This is a genomic window from Marinifilum flexuosum (assembly GCF_003610555.1).
GTDB lineage: Bacteria > Bacteroidota > Bacteroidia > Bacteroidales > Marinifilaceae > Marinifilum > Marinifilum flexuosum.
The window spans coordinates 603,151-622,317 of the sequence record NZ_RAPQ01000008.1; the positions used below are offsets into that span (position 1 = coordinate 603,151).

General features: G+C 34.9%; 18 protein-coding genes and 1 tRNA gene. 5 read left to right on the forward strand and 14 right to left on the reverse strand.

Annotation, left to right across the window (positions count from 1 at the left end; translation table 11 throughout):
* Positions 1–9: 9 nt before the first annotated feature.
* From BXY64_RS02550 to rplU, 5 genes are all read right to left on the reverse strand, one after another.
* A complete protein-coding gene (locus BXY64_RS02550) occupies positions 10–312 on the reverse strand; it encodes a DUF4286 family protein (protein ID WP_120238405.1) in 303 nt (100 codons plus the stop codon).
* A gap of 184 nt (positions 313–496) precedes the next feature.
* A complete protein-coding gene (locus BXY64_RS02555) occupies positions 497–2,314 on the reverse strand; it encodes a tetratricopeptide repeat protein (protein WP_147375868.1) in 1,818 nt (605 codons plus the stop codon).
* Positions 2,315–2,401: 87 nt separating this feature from the next.
* Positions 2,402–3,676: a serine--tRNA ligase gene (gene serS, locus BXY64_RS02560; RefSeq protein ID WP_120238407.1), complete on the reverse strand. Its 1,275-nt coding sequence runs from the start codon at positions 3,674–3,676 to the stop codon at positions 2,402–2,404.
* Positions 3,677–3,792: 116 nt separating this feature from the next.
* The gene (gene rpmA, locus BXY64_RS02565; protein ID WP_054716802.1) at positions 3,793–4,053 is read right to left on the reverse strand and encodes a 50S ribosomal protein L27; all 261 of its coding nucleotides are present in this window, start codon (positions 4,051–4,053) and stop codon (positions 3,793–3,795) included.
* A 19-nt stretch (positions 4,054–4,072) separates the two neighbouring features.
* Complete coding sequence (rplU, locus tag BXY64_RS02570) at positions 4,073–4,384, reverse strand: 50S ribosomal protein L21 (protein ID WP_120238408.1); 312 nt, start codon at positions 4,382–4,384, stop codon at positions 4,073–4,075.
* 479 nt (positions 4,385–4,863) lie between these two features.
* Between rplU and BXY64_RS02575 the strand changes: the two genes are divergently transcribed.
* Positions 4,864–5,466, forward strand: coding sequence for a bifunctional nuclease family protein (locus BXY64_RS02575; RefSeq protein WP_120238409.1), 603 nt, complete (start codon positions 4,864–4,866; stop codon positions 5,464–5,466).
* A gap of 53 nt (positions 5,467–5,519) precedes the next feature.
* On the opposite strand, the gene BXY64_RS02580 is transcribed toward BXY64_RS02575, so the two are convergent.
* Positions 5,520–5,855: a helix-turn-helix domain-containing protein gene (locus BXY64_RS02580; protein ID WP_120238410.1), complete on the reverse strand. Its 336-nt coding sequence runs from the start codon at positions 5,853–5,855 to the stop codon at positions 5,520–5,522.
* A 412-nt stretch (positions 5,856–6,267) separates the two neighbouring features.
* A complete protein-coding gene (locus tag BXY64_RS02585; RefSeq protein WP_120238411.1) occupies positions 6,268–7,524 on the reverse strand; it encodes a nucleoside permease in 1,257 nt (418 codons plus the stop codon).
* A 252-nt stretch (positions 7,525–7,776) separates the two neighbouring features.
* Here BXY64_RS02585 and BXY64_RS02590 point away from each other — a divergent pair, with 252 nt between their 5' ends.
* From BXY64_RS02590 to BXY64_RS02605, 4 genes are all read left to right on the forward strand, one after another.
* Entirely contained in the window at positions 7,777–8,742 is a 966-nt protein-coding gene (locus BXY64_RS02590) for a nucleoside recognition domain-containing protein (protein ID WP_120238412.1), read from the forward strand.
* A 73-nt stretch (positions 8,743–8,815) separates the two neighbouring features.
* Complete coding sequence (locus tag BXY64_RS02595; RefSeq protein WP_120238413.1) at positions 8,816–9,610, forward strand: thymidylate synthase; 795 nt, start codon at positions 8,816–8,818, stop codon at positions 9,608–9,610.
* Positions 9,611–9,716: 106 nt separating this feature from the next.
* Entirely contained in the window at positions 9,717–10,202 is a 486-nt protein-coding gene (locus BXY64_RS02600; protein ID WP_120238414.1) for a dihydrofolate reductase, read from the forward strand.
* A 1-nt stretch (position 10,203) separates the two neighbouring features.
* On the forward strand, positions 10,204–11,055 hold the full coding sequence (locus tag BXY64_RS02605) for a hypothetical protein (RefSeq protein ID WP_147375870.1): 852 nt from the start codon (positions 10,204–10,206) through the stop codon (positions 11,053–11,055).
* A 103-nt stretch (positions 11,056–11,158) separates the two neighbouring features.
* Here BXY64_RS02605 and clpX read toward each other — a convergent pair whose 3' ends face one another.
* The 7 genes from clpX to tatC all read right to left on the reverse strand — a co-directional run bounded on the left by clpX (position 11,159) and on the right by tatC (position 19,158).
* Positions 11,159–12,373, reverse strand: coding sequence for an ATP-dependent Clp protease ATP-binding subunit ClpX (gene clpX / locus BXY64_RS02610; RefSeq protein WP_120238416.1), 1,215 nt, complete (start codon positions 12,371–12,373; stop codon positions 11,159–11,161).
* A gap of 87 nt (positions 12,374–12,460) precedes the next feature.
* The gene (clpP, locus tag BXY64_RS02615) at positions 12,461–13,135 is read right to left on the reverse strand and encodes an ATP-dependent Clp endopeptidase proteolytic subunit ClpP (RefSeq protein WP_110361176.1); all 675 of its coding nucleotides are present in this window, start codon (positions 13,133–13,135) and stop codon (positions 12,461–12,463) included.
* 147 nt (positions 13,136–13,282) lie between these two features.
* Entirely contained in the window at positions 13,283–14,632 is a 1,350-nt protein-coding gene (tig, locus tag BXY64_RS02620) for a trigger factor (RefSeq protein ID WP_120238417.1), read from the reverse strand.
* A 104-nt stretch (positions 14,633–14,736) separates the two neighbouring features.
* Positions 14,737–14,818, reverse strand: a tRNA-Leu gene (locus tag BXY64_RS02625).
* Positions 14,819–14,958: 140 nt separating this feature from the next.
* The gene (lptB, locus tag BXY64_RS02630; RefSeq protein WP_054716838.1) at positions 14,959–15,693 is read right to left on the reverse strand and encodes an LPS export ABC transporter ATP-binding protein; all 735 of its coding nucleotides are present in this window, start codon (positions 15,691–15,693) and stop codon (positions 14,959–14,961) included.
* A 54-nt stretch (positions 15,694–15,747) separates the two neighbouring features.
* The gene (locus BXY64_RS02635; protein WP_120238418.1) at positions 15,748–18,252 is read right to left on the reverse strand and encodes a DUF5686 and carboxypeptidase-like regulatory domain-containing protein; all 2,505 of its coding nucleotides are present in this window, start codon (positions 18,250–18,252) and stop codon (positions 15,748–15,750) included.
* A 75-nt stretch (positions 18,253–18,327) separates the two neighbouring features.
* The gene (gene tatC, locus BXY64_RS02640; protein WP_211334392.1) at positions 18,328–19,158 is read right to left on the reverse strand and encodes a twin-arginine translocase subunit TatC; all 831 of its coding nucleotides are present in this window, start codon (positions 19,156–19,158) and stop codon (positions 18,328–18,330) included.
* Between the last annotated feature and the right edge of the window lie 9 nt (positions 19,159–19,167).

The window sequence follows — 19,167 nt, forward strand, 5'->3', positions numbered from 1 at the left end:
TGGCTGGAATTAAACTTCTTGCAAAAGAGAAGAAAATGTGATTACCTGGTTTTGAAATCTGGCATTAAAAACCGCTTTGGTTCTTGGCTCAAAACTATTGATGTATTTTTCCAACTGTTCGCGAGTTTTGAATAAAAGCTGCAATGAATAAGTCATTCCGCCATCTTCTTGTGCAACCATTACTTTACAAAAATAGTTGTCCGAGAAAGTACTGGTTTCCTTTAAAAGAGGAATAAACTTCGTTTTCATCCACTCTACAAAAACAGCCTCTAGTTCCTGTTCAAGCAAATAGCTTGTATTGTATAATAACATATCGTATATCTTTAAAAGTCGCGCAAATTTATTAAAAACTTACTTCGTAAGTAATATATAAACAACTGAAGACACAAATTATCACGAATTATTTAATTGTGTAAATTGCCACGCAATTCAAAGTTTGAGAAATTGGTGCTTATTTCTAAAATCAACATTTGTTTTTACAGCAAGTAGAATTCCATTAATTTCTTAATGCATTAACTCTTTGTCTGGCTTCAACCGAAAAAATACTATCCGGATAATCTGTAATAATTGATTTGTAACAATCTAAAGCAGCAGGTGAGTTTTGCATTTTTTCAAGTAGTTTTCCTTTTCGGAATAATGCTTTATCTGCAATTGAATCCCATGGGTGATCTGTAATTATTTTTTCAAGATTCTTCAGAGCGTCATCCAGTTTATTCTGCTGCAAATAGATTTCATATTTTTTAAAATACACTTCGTCGATTAAGCTATGGGCAGGTTGGTTTCTTATCAATTCATCCAACTTGTTTAAGGCTTCATCTTCTTTTTTCTGTAGGATTAAAAACTCAGCTTCCGCATAAGTTTTCATTGCCGTATAACTGGTATCTAAGGTGGTGTTATCACTAATTAACTGCGATAAAGCAATTGCATCATTGGCAATTAATTTTGAGGTACTTCCTTTAAGAGCGTCTAACTGAGCTTTTGCCCATTTCAATTCTCCCATATAATAGGAAACCTTGGCTTTTTTGAATTTTGCCTCGTAGCCTATGGTGTTGTTTTTATTGGCTTTTTCAATCTGAGAATAGAGCAGGATGGCATCCCACTTTTCATCGGCAAACAATTTAATATCTGCCAATTCCATTTTAATTTCTGATTTAAATTGTGGGTGAATGTTGCGATTTTTTAGAATAGCTTCAAGTTTTTCAATTGCTTTATCATTTTGATTTAGGTAAGCCGATAATATGTGAGCATGTCTAACGATAGCCCTGCTTTTTTGGCCAATATTTTTTTCCTGGTTTAAGAATTTGTCGTAAGAAGAAGCCAGGTTTTCCCATTGTTCCTGTGAGCTGTTTTCGGTTTCTTTTAACTGCAAGAATCTGGTTTCTAGGTGCTCTGTATTGGCTTTAAAATAGTTTGAAGCTTCGGCACCTTTATCAATAACGATCTGAAAAGCTTCCAAGGCAGTTTCGAAATCTTTATTTGTTCTTGCCGTATAAGCCAAAGACATGATGCGAAATCCATCTTCTTTTTTGATTAAGTCGATAGATCTGGCTTGGGCCAAGGCAGGTTTAAACAGTTTTTTTTGCATAAAGTACCATTGTAATAATTCTTTCAAAGCCAAATTGTCTGGTTCTGTCTGCATTTTATTCAAAATCTGATTTCTGATAATTGGATCAAGACTTGAATCGATATCCTGAGCAAGTGCAGATTGAAGGCGATGTTGTACAGTATTAACTTTGCTTGGATCGATGGATACACCAATTAAAAATTCAGCAAGCATTTTTTCAAAATCTCTTTGATAGAGATAAATGTTTCCCAATTCGATATGATAAAGGTGAGGCTGCTTTAACAGTTCTCGTCCTTTTTGATAGACTTTGGCAGCAAATTCATATTCTCGTTTGGAAATAAAAGCATTGGCAATACCATTAATATCAACCTTAATGGGTTTTAGTTTTTGAAGAGCTTTATTGTATTGCTTGATGGCTTCTTCTTCCTGATTCCATTTCTTATAAACATAGCCCAAACTTATAATGAAACTGTTATCGTTTGGATTTTTTCGCACCTGTTTCTTTACAAAACTTTCTGCATCCTTAAATTCTTCCAATGCAATTAAACAATCTACATAGTAGTTGTAATAAGTTTTTGATTTTGTAAAATCATACAAGTCGTAGAATAGGGTAGAAGCAGGCTTGTATTCCTTGTCGCGAAAGTATTTAAATGCCAACTGGCTTCCGGATTGGATGTTTAATTGACCAAAAGTGGATATGCACGCTGATAGCAGTGAAATCAGTAATATGCTTGTTAGTATCTTTTTCAAAATGGAATTTTTATTGATTCAGCACCATAAAAATAAAAAAAAGCCCGACTTTTAGGTTCGGGCTTTAGCAAATATTTTGATAATCGATTAGTCGATCATGTCAAATCCTGTGTAAGGAACCAATGCTTTAGGAATTTTAATTCCTTCCGGCGTTTGGTGATTTTCCAACAATGCAGCTACAATTCTTGGCAAAGCCAATGCACTACCATTTAATGTGTGAGCCAATTGCGGTTTTTTCATGTCCTTATCCTTAAATCTTAATTTCAAGCGATTTGCCTGGTATGATTCAAAGTTAGAAACAGAGCTAACCTCTAGCCATTTATCCTGAGCTGCTGAGTACACTTCAAAATCAAAAGTTAAAGCAGCAGTAAAGCTGGTATCGCCACCACACAAACGCAACAAACGATAAGGTAACTCTAATTTTTGAATAATACTTTCAACATGATTTACCATGCCTTCTAATGCTTCGTATGATTTTTCAGGATGTTGCAATTGTACAATTTCAACTTTATCGAATTGGTGCAAGCGGTTCAAACCACGAACATCTTTTCCGTACGAACCAGCTTCTCTTCTAAAACAAGCCGAGTATGCGGTATTCTTAACCGGAAAATCTTCTCCTTTTAAAATTACATCGCGATAAATGTTTGTAACCGGAACCTCAGCAGTTGGAATCAAGTACAAATTATCTTCTGTAACATGGTACATTTGTCCTTCTTTATCAGGTAACTGACCTGTACCGTAACCAGAATCTTCGTTTACAACTAATGGAGGAATTACTTCTTCGTAACCTGCCTTGCGGTTTTCATCCAAGAAGAAATTGATTAAAGCTCTCTGAAGAATAGCACCTTTACCACGATAAAGTGGGAAACCTGCACCAGTAATCTTTACACCCAAATCGAAATCGATCAAGTTGTATTTTTTTGCCAATTCCCAGTGAGGAATTGCATCAGGAGCTAAACTTGGAGTTTTACCAATTGTCTTTTCGATTACATTATCTTCTTCACCTTTACCTGCAGGAACCGATGAATGAGGAATATTAGGAATTTGCAATAGCAAATTGTTTAATTCTTCAACAATGGAAGTTTGCTTCGAGTTTAATTCAGCAATGGAGTTTTTCAACTCACCGGTTTTAGCTTTTGCTGCATTAGCTTCTTCAGCCTTTCCACTTTTAAAAAGCATACCAATCTCTTTCGACAAGCTGTTCATTTCTGCCTGAGTTGCATCCTGTTCCGCTTGAGTAGCTTTTCTTTTTTCATCAAGATCAATAATTTTTCCGATAATTTCAGTAGCATCGAAATTTTTGATCTTTAAAGCCTTAATGGCTTCCTCTTGATTTTCCTGTAAATATTTTAGGCTTAGCATCTATTATCTTTTGTTGATGATTATTCCTGATTTTTATGAAAGTGTAAAAATAAAAAAATCTCCTGTCTTTATACTGTGATAAAGCAGGAGATTTAAATATTTTAATACTGAATTAACTATTCAGCAAGAGGTTCAATAGAAACGTAAGATTTGTTGTCTCTTTTCTTTCTGAAAACAACTGTTCCATCAACAAGTGCAAATAGAGTGTGATCTTTACCACAACCTACATTTTCACCTGCGTTATGCTTAGTTCCTCTCTGGCGTACAAGAATATTTCCAGCTTGTGCAAATTGTCCGCCGTAAATTTTAACTCCTAATCGTTTACTTTCCGATTCTCTACCATTCTTCGAGCTACCAACTCCTTTTTTATGTGCCATTTTGTAATATTTTTAAGGATTAAGCTACAATTTCTTCAATTTGAATTTGTGAAAGGTACTGACGGTGACCGTTCAGTTTTTTGTATCCTTTTCTTCTTTTCTTTTTGAATACTTTAACCTTATCACCTTTCATGTGTGATAAAACTTTTGCAGTTACTTTAGCACCTTCAATAGCAGGAGCACCAACTGCAACTTCACCTTCGTTATCAACTAAAAGAACTTTAGCGAACTCAACTTGTCCACCTTCTTCAGCTTCTAATCTGTGAACGAAAATCTTCTGGTCTTTCTCAACTTTAAATTGCTGACCCGCGATTTCTACAATTGCGTACATTTTAATACAATTTTACGGTTTGTTCCAGGGGGTGGGCTACCTGTTAATCAAGTTATTCCTCTTGGTGAACCCCCGAAGAAATTTATTTTTCGGATTGCAAAAATAGAAAAGAATAATTGATAAACAAAGTTTTAAGGCTGGAAAAGCAGTTTTTTATCAACTTTTTTCTTTGTTAATCACCTCATTTACAAAATAGGCTGTGAAATCCTTGTAAATGTACAAAGTTTCCCGTTTCATGTTTGGATTATGTAGGCTAATAATTGTATCTTCATGTAATACATTTAAGGAGACTTTTGAATAATTAGAATAAAGTATTCAAGTAGTTTTTTAGGAGGTAGTATAATCGGTGTTTGTATCGATTTTAATTTGAGGAATTGAGGAATGCAAATAAATAAGAAGTCTTGTTTTCAATTATTGTTAAGAAGCTTCGAAACAATTATTATATTTGCTTCAAGAAAGATGGAAATTTGTAAAAACCTATGGGTAAAATAAAACTAAACGTTCTTGGATTGTCATATAGTCAGACACAAACTGGAGCATATGCATTGGTCTTATCTGAAGAGGAAGGTGATCGACGTATTCCCATTATTATTGGTGGTGTTGAAGCGCAGTCGATAGCTATTCAACTTGAGGAATTAGATCCACCTAGGCCTTTGACTCATGACTTGTTTAAAAGTTTTGCAGAAGCATTTACTGTAAATGTTACCGAGGTCAATATATATCGATTAGAAGAAGGAATTTTCTATTCGGAATTAATTTGTGAAAAAGGAAGTAATCGCATTCGTATTGATTCAAGAACTTCGGATGCTGTAGCCATTGCCCTTCGATTTAAATGTCCGATTTATACAACAGATGAAATTATTGAGAAAGCAGGAATTGTTTTATCAATAGAAGGAGAACCTCAAGAGCCCACTATTACGGCACCAACTGCAGAATTTAGTTCTAGTGAAACGAGCTCAAGCAGCGAGTATAGTGATTACTCGATAGCACAATTGCAAGGAATGCTTGAAGATGCCATTCGGGATGAAGATTATGAAAAAGCATCTTTAATAAGAGATGAACTGGATAAAAGAGGAGAATAATTGAATACGTAAATAAATTACCAAGCTATCCTTATGGATAGCTTTTTTTGAATTTACTTTTTCATCAAAGAGATCACATCTCGTAATATCTCACGTTCTTTTTTTAGATCTTCGATTTCTTTTTTGAGCTGTTCTTTTTCTTTATCTACCGGATTATTGATATCAATTGCATTGGCCAATTGCCTGAAAATATTGACACCTGTAGCTTCGCAAATGGTCCAAAGTCGCCCAACCTGAAGGCCATGTCTTTTTAAAAGGTAATGAACCGAGGAGTTTCCTATGCCAAGTTCAGCAGCTAAATCTACCGTACTCATGCGTGTTTCTGCCATGGCATCGTGTATGAGTTTATGAAGATCTACAGGTAGTTTAATGGGTTTTGAAGGTTTCATGAGCTATGTGTTGTTCGTATAATAACTGTAATTTAGTGTATTTCAGTTATATTATCAATAAAATATATAAGTAATAATATCAGACTTATAGTAATATGAATAATTTGTCTATGAAATAGTCTCCTTCATAGATGAGTATGAAAATAACATCTATAAAATAGTTACCTTCATTTCGGAGTATGAAAATATTACTTATAATATAGTGTGCTCCATGTAGCAGTATGAAAATAATACCTATGATATAGTTTCCTCCATACAGGAGTGTGAAAATAACGACTATATTATACGATATTTCAATTTTTTTGAAATTTAGATGGTGTAAAACAGAAAGAGTAACAAAGTGAATAAATAAAACACCCTCTAATTTTTAACAAAAAATTAGAGGGTGATGCATGCCGTAAGCCTTTATTTTTTAGTGTGCTATATTTTCTACTTGCTTAGGATCGTGTTTGTGTTTGAATAAAATCCAGAAGAAGATTGCTATTACTAGTGAATAAATTGCAAATGTATTCCAGATATCCATCCAAATAAAGTTTCCATCATTACCAGTAAAGAATGTGCCGATAATAATTCCACTAATCCATGATCCCATGATTGCACCAAAACCGTTAGTCATCATCATGAACAATCCTTGAGCACTTGCGCGAATGCTTGAATCGCATTGTGTTTCAACGAAAAGTGAACCTGAAATATTGAAGAAATCGAAAGCCATACCATAAATGATGCATGATAGTATAATCATCCATAATCCACCAGCTGGATCGCCATAAGCGAATAATCCGAAACGAAGAACCCATGCAATCATACTGATTAGCATTACCTTCTTAATACCAAACTTCTTTAAGAAGAATGGGATTGCCAGAATGAATAAGGTCTCAGATATCTGAGAAATAGACATGATTATGGTAGAATATTTCACTACAAACGAATCGGCATATTTGTCAACGTGTTTAAAGCTATCTAAAAATACATCGCCATACATGTTGGTTAACTGTAAAGCAGCTCCTAAAAACATTGAGAAGATAAAGAACAATGCCATTTTGTAGTTCTTGAATAACTTAAAGGCATTTAAGCCTAAAGTTTCAACCAAAGGAGCTCCTTTTTGACCCTTGTTTTGAGGTTTACATTGAGGCATTGTAAATGAATAAGCCGCCAATAGGAATGATACAAATCCGGCAATGTAAAATTGGTTTGCCGAAGCTTTTGATCCCGTAAGGTTGGTTACCCACATGGCTACAATAAAACCAATGGTTCCCCACACACGAATTGGAGGAAATACCTTAATTACATCGTAGTTGTTATTTTTTAAAACGGTGTAAGAAATGGTATTCATCAGTGCAATGGTAGGCATGTAGCAAATCATGGCTACTAAAATTACGCTGATAAATGTAGTAGATGTTTCAATTTGAGGTAGGTAAAGCAATGCTGCACCTCCCAGCAGATGAAGAACTCCATATAATCTTTCGGCATTCATCCAACGGTCGGCTATTATACCGGTAAGTGTTGGCATAAATAAAGAGGCAATACCCATTGTTGAGAAAACGGCACCAAATTCGGTAGGCGACCATTGTTTTGTTCCAAACCAATAATTTGCAATGGTTATCAACCATGCTCCCCAGATAAAAAACTGTAGGAAGTTTAATAGCGTCAATCGACCTTTAATTCCCATAATTCGTTGTTTAAATAAATAAGATTAGTAAATGTTTTTCTAAATGGTTTGGTTGTTCTAGTAGTTCAAAATCAATAGATGTAATTGGCTATCAATTTTGAAAGATCCAAATCTAACAAAAAAAGAAGAAAGGTGAAAGCCTTGTTAAAAAGCAGTAAAACGAAAACTTCGTAAGTGGTGTAATAAATGACAAATACAGCCAATATTGCTTTGAAAAAAATGATACTTTTGCTTCCTAAACAACTATAGCTGATGCAGGTAAATAAAAGTTGTCAAACAAGGCAATCGGGAAAAGATAAAATAAAAGAAGCGGTAAGAATTGCTTTGCCAAAGGCTTACTCTACCACAAAATGGTTGCTAAGTATTATGATTCCGGTTTCTTTTGGTGTCATGATTCTAAACTACACGGGAGTTTTAGCTTTAATCTCTTTCTATTTGGCTCCGGCTTTCGAATTAATTGGCTTGCCAGGCGAATCGGCATTTGTTTTATTGACAAGCATTTTCACCAATATATATACTGCAATAGCAGTAATTACAAGTCTTGAGATGCAGGGTAGAGTAGTTACCATTTTGGCGGTAATGTGCTTGGTTGCTCATGGTTTTGTAATCGAAACTGCTGTTTTGAAAAAAACGGGATCATCGATGCTTAGGATGATATTGCTTCGGGTATTGGGAAGTTTTGCAATTGGAGCAGTTTTAAACTGGCTTTTGCCAAGTGAATCGGTGCAGCAAATTAGTTCCATTGCAACATCAAAGGAATCATTTTCTATCATGTTTCTGGATTGGGCTCAGTCATCCTTATTACTAAGCATTAAAGTAATTGTATTGATTACTTTATTAATGATTTTTCAAAAAATATTGGAACTGTTTGGCATCATCAAGTGGATTTCAAAATTCCTGAAACCCTTACAAGTTGTTATGGGATTGCCCGAGTCTACTTCCTTTTCATGGATAGTAGCAAATACATTAGGCTTGGCTTATGGAGCTGCCATTATTATGGAGCAGGTGGAGGAAGGAAAAATGAGTAAGGAGGATGCTGATTTGTTGAATCATCATATTGCAGTGTCGCACTCACAATTAGAAGATCCACTACTCTTTGCAGCTATTGGTGTTCCCTTGGGATGGATGATTATTCCAAGGTTAATTTTAGGAATTGTAGTGGTTTGGATTTGCCGACTAGAGCGTTATCTAAAATTAGTATTTGGTAAAAAATGTTAATCTATCGGATTGGTGTTAGATACTCTTTATGAATTAATGTATCTTTAAAAACTAAAATTTCGATTGATACATTATGCAACAATATCTTCAATTATTAGAAAGAGTTCTTGAAGAAGGGAACAAAAAAGAAGACAGAACAGGTACAGGAACGGTAAGTGTTTTTGGGCATCAAATGCGTTTTGATTTGTCTAAAGGATTTCCAGTTCTTACCACAAAAAAACTTCATTTAAAGTCTATTATTCATGAATTGCTATGGTTCTTGAATGGAGATACAAATGTGAAATATCTTCAGGATAATGGCGTGCGTATTTGGAACGAATGGGCCGATGAGAATGGAGATTTGGGACATGTATATGGTTACCAGTGGAGATCCTGGCCAAAGGAAAATGGTGAATCATTAGATCAGATCAAGCAAGTGGTTCACGATATTAAAAACAATCCCGATTCTCGCCGTTTAATTGTAAGTGCATGGAATGCCGGCGACATTGAGAATATGGCTTTACCACCATGTCATGCTTTGTTCCAGTTCTATGTTGCAAACGGTAAATTGTCTTGTCAACTGTACCAACGCAGTGCAGATATTTTTCTGGGTGTTCCTTTTAATATTGCATCCTATGCTTTACTTACCATGATGATGGCTCAGGTTTGTGATTTAGAGCTGGGTGAGTTTGTTCATACTTTGGGTGATGCTCATATTTACATGAATCATTTGGATCAGGTTAAACTGCAATTAAGCAGAGAACCGAAAAGTTTGCCTCAGATGAAAATTAATCCTGATGTGAAGAGTATTTTCGATTTTAAGTATGAAGATTTCTCATTGGAGAATTATGAAGCACATCCTCATATCAAAGGGGCAATCTCTGTTTAATAATTATGAATGATTAATTATGAGTTATGAATTAGAAGTTAAAACTGAATTTATAATTCATCATTTATAATTCATCATTTTTTAACTCATTTATAATTGTAGAATCATGAATTTAGCTATTATAGTTGCCGCTTCGCGGAATAATGTTATTGGAAAAGACAACCAATTAATTTGGCGCCTTTCGGCAGATTTGAAAAGATTTAAAGCTTTAACTACAGGGCATACCATTATAATGGGAAGAAAAACTTTCGACTCAATTGGTAAGCCACTTCCGAATAGAACTTCGGTAATCATTACTCGCCAGGAAAATTACAAGCAGGAGGGATGTATTGTAGTTCATTCTTTGGAAGAAGCTTTGGATGCAGTTAAGGATCAGGATAAAGTATTTATTATTGGTGGCGGAACAATTTATGAACAAGCAATGGAAAAAGCTGACGAATTGTACCTAACGCTGGTTCATAAAGAATTTGAAGGGGATACATTCTTTCCGGAAATTAAATCAGCACAATGGGAATCGATAACTCGAGAAGATTGTATGCCAGATGAAAAGAATGAATATCCTTATTCATTTATCGATTACAAAAGAAAATAGTATGAATTTTAGATATTTAAAATTAGGCCTTGTTACTTTTTTATTTGCAGGAACAATGAATTCTTGTTCTACAGGTTCTGATCCGGAAGATATTATTGATGATGTATTTACGGTTCCGGCGAAGTATTGCTTAACCATTAATAATGGAATTAACGACATTGTAATGAATGTAAATGCCATTGTAATGAATAATTTGGATACCAAGAAGGATGTAATAGATGATGAGGTGCCAACCGGAGTTACACCAACCATATACAGAACCGGTGAAGTAATTGATTCGGTAGTTATAGATTATGGTGCTGATAAAACCATTTCATCTATTGGTGGAAAATTTAAAGGCAAAGTAGTTGTTGATCCTGTTGATGAAAAATTGCAGAAATTTGAGATTAGATTACAAGATCTTGAGGTAAATAATTTTGATGTCACTGGAGCATTCAATTTTGATATTGTTGGAGATGTCGCAGGCAGAGATTTTTCAGTATCATCCAGTACCATAAAATTTTTAATTACTGATTCGGAAAGCAATGTAACTGAATTTCCGGTTACCTCTTTCGAGGCCGGTTACAAGTACGTAAGAAGTGAAAAAGATGATGTGGATTATGTAGATGATATTTATAATCTCACAAGCGATATTGATATTACATATCCTACTGGTGCTTTGATGTCATTGACCAATCAGTCTGATTTGTTGTATGCTTATGCATGTAAAAATGTTATTGGAGGTACTGCACTTTTTACACTGCAGGATATTGGAGAAGGAAGCGTGAATTACGGAGGAGGCGATACCGTTGATAATTGCGATGGGGATGTAAGTGTAACTTCCCAGGGGTCTACAATTACAATAAGTCTATAGAGAAATTATTATAGTGTAAAAAAAAACCGGAGATTAACTCCGGTATTTTTTTTATATGATTCCGATACTATTATATGATTTTAAATTTAAAACCTGGTATCGGTTATGCGACTTTTAAACGCTTTAGGTTTACTTTTTCAAGTTTCTCGCTAGCGTATTTGCTATCAATTGAAATTTTCTTGTCTTCTCCTGAAGGCAATTCAAACATTGCATCCATCATGATTGCTTCACAAATTGAGCGCAATCCACGAGCTCCCAGTTTGAATTCCACAGCTTTGTCTACAATGTATTCCAATGCACTTTCTTCGAAAGTCAATTCAATATCATCAATTTTAAACAGCTTCGTATACTGCTTTACGATCGAGTTTTTAGGCTCTGTTAAAATGTTACGAAGTGCCTCTCTGTTTAATGGCTCCAGGTAGGTTAAAACAGGCAAACGACCAATAATTTCAGGAATCAGTCCAAATGACTTCAAATCCTGAGGTGCAATGTACTGTAAGAAGTTTTCCTGATCAACTTGTTCTTTTTCCTTGCTTGCATTAAAACCAACAACCTGAGTGTTCATTCTTTGTGCAATTTTTCTTTGGATGCCATCAAAAGCTCCACCACAAACAAAAAGAATATTTTTCGTGTTCACAGGAATCATTTTCTGATCAGGATGTTTACGACCTCCTTGAGGTGGTACATTTACAACCGAACCTTCCAACAATTTTAATAATCCTTGCTGAACACCTTCTCCCGAAACATCACGAGTGATCGATGGGTTATCACTTTTACGTGCAATTTTATCGATCTCGTCAATGAATACAATTCCTTTTTCAGCAGCTTCAACATCGTAGTCAGATGCCTGAAGCAATCTTGTTAAAATTGATTCAATATCTTCACCAACATAACCAGCTTCTGTTAATACAGTTGCATCAACAATGGTAAAAGGAACATGCAACATTTTAGCAATGGTTCTTGCCAAAAGAGTTTTGCCTGTACCTGTTTCCCCTACAAGAATGATATTCGATTTTTCAATCTCTATATCTTCATCGTCTCTTTCCTGAAGTAATCTTTTGTAATGATTGTAAACCGCAACAGAAAGGTATTTTTTAGCTTCATCCTGACCAATTACATACTGGTCAAGGAAAGCCTTAATTTCCATTGGTTTCAATAATTTAATCTCTTTCAGGTTAAGATCCGATCGATTTTTTATTTCTTCTTGTACAATTGAATAGGCTTGGTCGATACAGCTATCGCAGATATGACCACTAATTCCTGCAATCAGAAGGTTAGTATCTTTCTTCTCTCTCCCGCAAAACGAGCATTTATCCATGATATTGATTTATAGTACTAAAAATGCAAAGTTAATGATTTTACGATTAACTCTGCATTAGGTTTGTTTTGATTTTGAGATGATTGATTATTTCTCGCGCGTTAGCACTTCATCAATCATACCATATTCTTTAGCTTCCATGGCTGTCATCCAGTAATCACGGTCAGAATCTTTTTCTACTTTTTCGTAAGTATTTCCTGAATGATCAGCAATAATGGTATACAATTCTTTCTTTAACTTCAAAATTTCACGAGCGGTAATCTCGATATCCGAAGCTTGCCCTTGCGCTCCACCCATTGGTTGGTGAATCATGATTCGTGAGTGCTTTAATGCGGAACGCTTTCCTTTTGTACCTGCAGTTAGCAATACAGCTCCCATTGATGCAGCCATACCTGTACAAATTGTTGCAACATCACATTTGATGTATTGCATGGTATCGTAAATACCTAAACCTGCATGAACCGAACCTCCTGGTGAGTTAAAATAAATCTGAATATCCTTAGAAGGATCAGTAGATTCCAGGAACAATAGCTGAGCCATGATAATGTTAGCAACATAGTCATCAATTGGCACACCAAGGAAGATGATTCTATCCATCATCAGACGAGAGAAAACATCCATTGATGCAACATTAAGCTGACGTTCCTCGATAATTGTTGGAGAAATGTAGCTGTTGCTAATTGAAGTGTATTTATCTAATGTTAGGCTATTAATGCCCATGTGCTGCGTGGCAAATTTTCTAAATTCGTCTTTTGGTACCATATAGATATGATTTTAAATTTCGTAGACCTAAATTAGTCAAATTTTCTCCATTTGAAAAGAATAGTTTAACAAAAACTAATTCAAGGATCAAAAAGAAAACCACGCCTCAAAAGAAGCGTGGTTTTTTTTGTATTGTAAAAGTTCTTCTTATTCAAACATTTTGTTGAATTCTTCAGTAGAAACTTCTTTTTCTTCAATTTTGATAGCACCTTTAAGGAACTCAACAATTTTGTTGTCGATCATACGTTCGTAGATCTTTCTTTGCTCTTCTTGATTTTGCATCATTTGCTGAGCGTAGTTTGTTAAGTATTCTTCAGGTACTTCCATCATTCCGTACTGCTGGAATTGCATTAAAGCTTGTTGTTTAGCAAACTCCATAACTTCTTCCTGCTCTACTTTAAGTTCGTTTTCTTCAGTCAATCTGTTTTTAATCAACTGCCATTTGAACTCGTCAACGTAGTTTGCAAAATCTTTTTCAACCTGCTCTTCATTCATTTCTTTGTTGGTAGCAATAATCCAACGCTTCAAGAATGCTTCAGGAAGATCCATTTTCGATTTCTTAACCAATTTCTCTTTTGCGTCGATCAAGAATTTGTAATCGCTATCGTTAACCAATTGTTTTTCGATATCTTCTTTGATTCTGTTCTTGAATTCTTCTTCTGAAGAAACAGTTCCTTCACCAAATACTTTATCGAATAATTCTTGGTTCAATTCAGCGTTAACAAATTTGTTGATTTCTGTAATTGTAAATTGGAAATCAGCATCTAAAGTTTCAGCTTCTTCTTTAGAGATGTTAAGCATGGAAGCTAAATCAGTTTTGTTAGCGAAAGCTTTAGCTGGGTTAAATACCACAACGTCACCTTTTTTAGCACCAACAAATTTCTTTTTAGCATCTTCATCAGCCATGTATTCTAATGAGATTGCTACATCTTCGCTAGTAATTCCTTCTTCAACAAGTTTACCTTCTGCGTCAACTTGTGCGTAGTTACCTTTCAAAAGTTCTTTTTCTTCAACAGCTTCAGCTGGCTCATTTGATCCGAAACGACGAGCGTGCATTTCAACACCGTTCTCAATCATTTTCTCATCAACAGCAATTTTGAAGAAAGTCATCTTATCTCTTTTGCTAAGGTTAAGAGTGTATTCTGGAGTTAAAGCAATATCGAAAGCGAATTCGAAATCAGTATCTTTTTCCCAGTTGATTTCTTTTTGCTCAGTTTCGTTAGGAAGTGGTTCGCCTAAAATTTTCAAATCATTTTCGCGAATGTACTTCATAAGCTCATCGCTAAGAAGTTTGTTCACTTCGTCAGCTAAAACAGGAGTACCATACATTTTCTTGATCACACCCATAGGTACTTTACCTTGGCGGAATCCATTGATATTTGCTTTTTTACGATAGTCTTTCAAAACATCGTTTACACGACTTTCATAGTCTTCTTTAACAATCTGTAATTTGATTACAGCGTTTAAATCATCAATGTTGGTTTTTGTGATGTTCATTTTTTAGCTATTAAAAGATAAAACCTTATTAATTGAAAAAAAACCGCTCAACCATTGATACATTGTATCGTAGTATGGGCGGTTTAAGGTTATTTTTTCTGTAGTGCGGATGAAGGGACTCGAACCCCCACGCCTTACGGCACTAGATCCTAAGTCTAGCGCGGCTACCAATTACGCCACATCCGCGGGTTAATTGCGGTGCAAATATAGAGTTGTTTTTTATTATTTGCAACAGCAATTAGAAAAAAAATGAAGATTTTTTTGAGAAAAAAAATGCAATGAAAATCTATAAGTAAAATACAAAGCTGTAAACCTATTGGAAGCCTTTATTTTACTGGTTTTCTAAGCTCAAAATTCTTTCCTAGGTATACTCTTCTTACATCTTCATCGGCTGCTAATTCTTCAGCAGTTCCAGATTTTAAGATGTTTCCTTCGAACAATAAATATGCTCTTTCGGTAATTGAAAGAGTTTCCTGTACATTGTGGTCCGTAATTAATATGCCAATGTTCTTATCCTTTAAATGGCGAACGATATCTTGAATATCTTCTACTGCGATAGGATCAACTCCTGCAAAAGGTTCATCTAAAAGAATAAATTTTGGTTTGATCGAAAGTGCCCTGGCAATTTCTGTTCTTCTTCTTTCTCCACCTGACAACTGAATACCCAGACTTTTTCTGATTTTCTGAAGACTGAATTCATTCAGCATTTCTTCTAATCGATGAGCTTGATATTCTTTTGAGAAATCGGACATTTCCAAAACCGATTTAATGTTGTCTTCGACACTTAGCTTCCTGAAAACAGAAGCTTCCTGCGCCAAATACCCCACACCAAGCTGAGCTCTTTTGTAAACAGGCTCATTGGTAATTTCCCGATCATCAAGAAAGATTCTTCCTCCGTTTGGTTGAATCAATCCTACTATCATATAAAAAGATGTAGTTTTACCGGCTCCATTTGGTCCTAGTAGTCCAACAATTTCACCTTGTTTTACATCAACCGAAACACCTTTTACAACAGTACGGCTCTTGTATCGTTTAATTAAATTTTCAGCTCTTAATATCATCCTTTTCCAATTGTTTTAATGGTTTGGAGTTGTGCAAATATAAAAAAGATATCCTTAGAAAGTGATTTGTAGCATGGCTCTAATCCCAAAATCTTCAAAATCTTGGTAAGGGTTATCATCCAAGTGAGTTAATCGCCACATGGCATCAATTCTGATAAATTTGAAAATGTTCTCGATTCCTACACTTGCCTCGAAATATGGTTTGCTAACATCTGACAATCCTTGAGGAAATTGCATGTATGCTTCAGTGTTAGTCAAAGATCCATTGTTTTTATCGCTTAATTTACCAATTAAGCCTTTCCCTGAAACTACAGTTCTCCATTTTAGCTTTCTAAATAAGGGAATTCGATTTAATATCAATCCATTAAAATGATGCTCTACAAATAAGCTTGCATATTGGTCACTTGCAAATTCATAGTAGTTCATCATATTAAATGCATAGGGATCGAAAGCATAAGTTTCGTTTCCTTCGTGTAGGTGCAATAAAGGGTAAGGAACTTTACCAAAAAGTTTACCCCCTGAGGCCAAGAAGTACAAGTTTCCAAGAGGCGGAAGTTCAAATGTGTGTTCAACACTTAGGTCAATTTTCTGATAATCGTAATTTGAACCAAGTACATTTTTCATTCCCATGGTTAGATATAAATTCACAATAGGAACAGGTCCGCCTAAATGAACGCGTTCAAATTCTCCCATGACAACTTTTTCGTTTTTTGTCCAGCGTGTTCTCAATTCCAATTCAGAAGCGGTGATTCTTGATATTGGATTTCCGAAGCGATCCTCAAAAGGAACGAATTCGGTAGGCTTAATATCGCGATATCTAAACTTCAACGTATTTGAAAACCCTTGAAACCACTCTTTTTCGTAATGGGTTTCAAACTGGTTCAGCATGGTAAGTTTATTGTTCGGGTTTCGCTTTAACAGCGAAGCCAAAATATTTCCTTCGGTAAAAGCGTTTGGACTTTTACCCAATTGATGGATATCGTGTTTGTACTGCATCCCAAATGTTTCTCGGGGCAGTTTGTTAATCATGTACAGAAATCCAAGTCCATATTTAAAATTTTCATCTTTTGTACCGTAAGCCACATGTCCATTTAGCATGATTTTAGTACTGAAATCATTTGAGGTTCTTCCTCCAAACATGAATCGGTTACCTTCAATTTCGTTGAAACTATATAGTTTATAATATGGACCATATTCGAATTTCCCATGAATGTAATACCCCGTTATGAATGTCGTAACAACATCAACAATGTTTTTATATAGAGGCACATTTTGTATGGAATCTACCATTGCATAAATACCAGATTCTCTCTCTGATAACTTATATGGACGAGCATCGTTCCAATATTCCCGGGGTTGTGATAATGCATCTTCGTTTACGATAACATTATTGTCTAGTTTTATAATCTCTTCTCTTAAGGGAACATTAACTTCTACATTTTTATACGATACGGTTTTTCTACCAAAGAAACCCATTTGTTTGGTTGAATCTCTTTCGGTAAGCATGAAATCCACAAATAGGTTTTGCTTTTTAAGAAACCAGGTTGAATCATTTAATTTTTGAAATTCGTTATTGCTTACCAAATCTTTAACCCAATTTAGGTTTACATCTTTTGCAATACGCATTTGCATATTTTGAATGGCAAAAGTCGTATCGGCAACCCAAAAATCACCCACAAAAGTTGGTTCTTGTTTTCTTTTAGGTTTAAAAGACATGTGATAGCACCAATTGCCATCGCGGTATGCACTATCTGTAAGGTAATACTTGTAGTATCTTAATCCTCCATCAGCAATTGGACTTACGAATCCCATATCGAATAGGTCGATGAAGTTTTCGTAAACATTTACGTTTTGATGAAGTTGCCCGGTGAATTGAGCCAAACTGGCATTGTCTTGAATTCCCGACATTTGAGATGCCTTTATTATTTCTCGTTCAACTCTTGGTTTATCTTGGTAATAATAATCAGACAAAGATTCTGTAATAAAGATTGGTAAATAAGGTTTACCGGTAATCACGGAGGTGTCCATGTAATCGAAAACAAACTGGAACTGACGCATGATTTTTTTATCCTTAAAATCATCTTTAATATTATTCAGATCCATTTCCATCTTTGTATAAGTTTCTGCCTGAAAAGACTTGAAACGAGATGGATTGTTTTTCTTTTTGTTTTTTATGATTTTGCGTAAAAGTACATGAGCGGGATTCTCACCAGGAACAACTACAACTTCCTGAAGATCGAATGTTTCTGGTTCTAATTCAACATTCAAAGTTTGAAATTTGCCTTTTTGTACTATAAATGTTCTTTCTTTATAACCAACAAATGATATGTAAATAGAATCTCCCGGAGTTCTGGTTTCCAGAAAATAATTTCCATCAAAATCAGTAGTTGTGCCAATTGTTGTTCCTTTATACGCAATGTTTACAAAAGGTAATGCTTGCTTTGTCTTAGAGTCAACAACTTTTCCTCTTACTTTAGTAGATTGTCCTAAGGTGTTTAAACTTAGCAAGGTAAATGTAAGAACGCTTAAAAAGAAAAATCCTTTTTTTAGTATCTGCATCTTAATAAATAAATAATGCCTGAGATATTAGCTTCAGGCTTTAATAATGTTTATTACAATTAGCTGGCAATAACTTTACTCTAAATCGAATTCGGCTTGTTGTTTTTTCTGAATTCGTTTTGAGATTTTAATGCCAATTTCATAAAGTAACATTAGCGGCAAACAAACCAATACCTGGCTAAAGATATCGGGAGGAGTGATAATGGCTGATAAAATCAGAATTAACACCACAGAATGCTTTCTGTACTTTTTTAGAAAATCAGGAGTTACCAAACCAATTTTGCTTAAAAAGAAAATAAGAACTGGTAGCTCGAAAATAACTCCACTTGCCAAAACAATTGAAGTTATTGATGAGATGTAGGATTTTAAGTTTATTTGGTTCATTACTTGGTCACTAACGCTGTAAGATCCCAAGAAGTGAACAGATAGTGGGGTAATTAGGTAATAGCCGAAAAGCACACCTAGAGCAAACAAAAAACTGGTGTAAAAAATTGATCCTCTTGCATGTTTCTTTTCGTTAGAATAAAGAGCTGGTTTTATAAAGCACCAAAACTCGTAAAATATATATGGAAAGCTTGCAATGATACCAGCCACCAATGAAACACTGATGTGGGTAGCAAATTGACCTGCCATATTAATATTAATTACCTGAAATGGTGCTGTGTTTATTTTTAAAGCTTCAACTCCCGTAAATTCTGCTACTCTGGCAAACATTCTGTTTGTAAAGAAATCAGGATTTTTAGGAGCCAAAATCAAATAATCAAAAATGAAATCGTAAAATATAAAAGCAGCAACGGCAAAAACAAGTACCGCTATTACAGAACGCATTAGGTGCCATCTTAAAACTTCAAGGTGTTCTAGAAAGCTCATTTGATTCTCTTCTTGCTGTTGTTCTTTTTCTGACATAGTTAATTA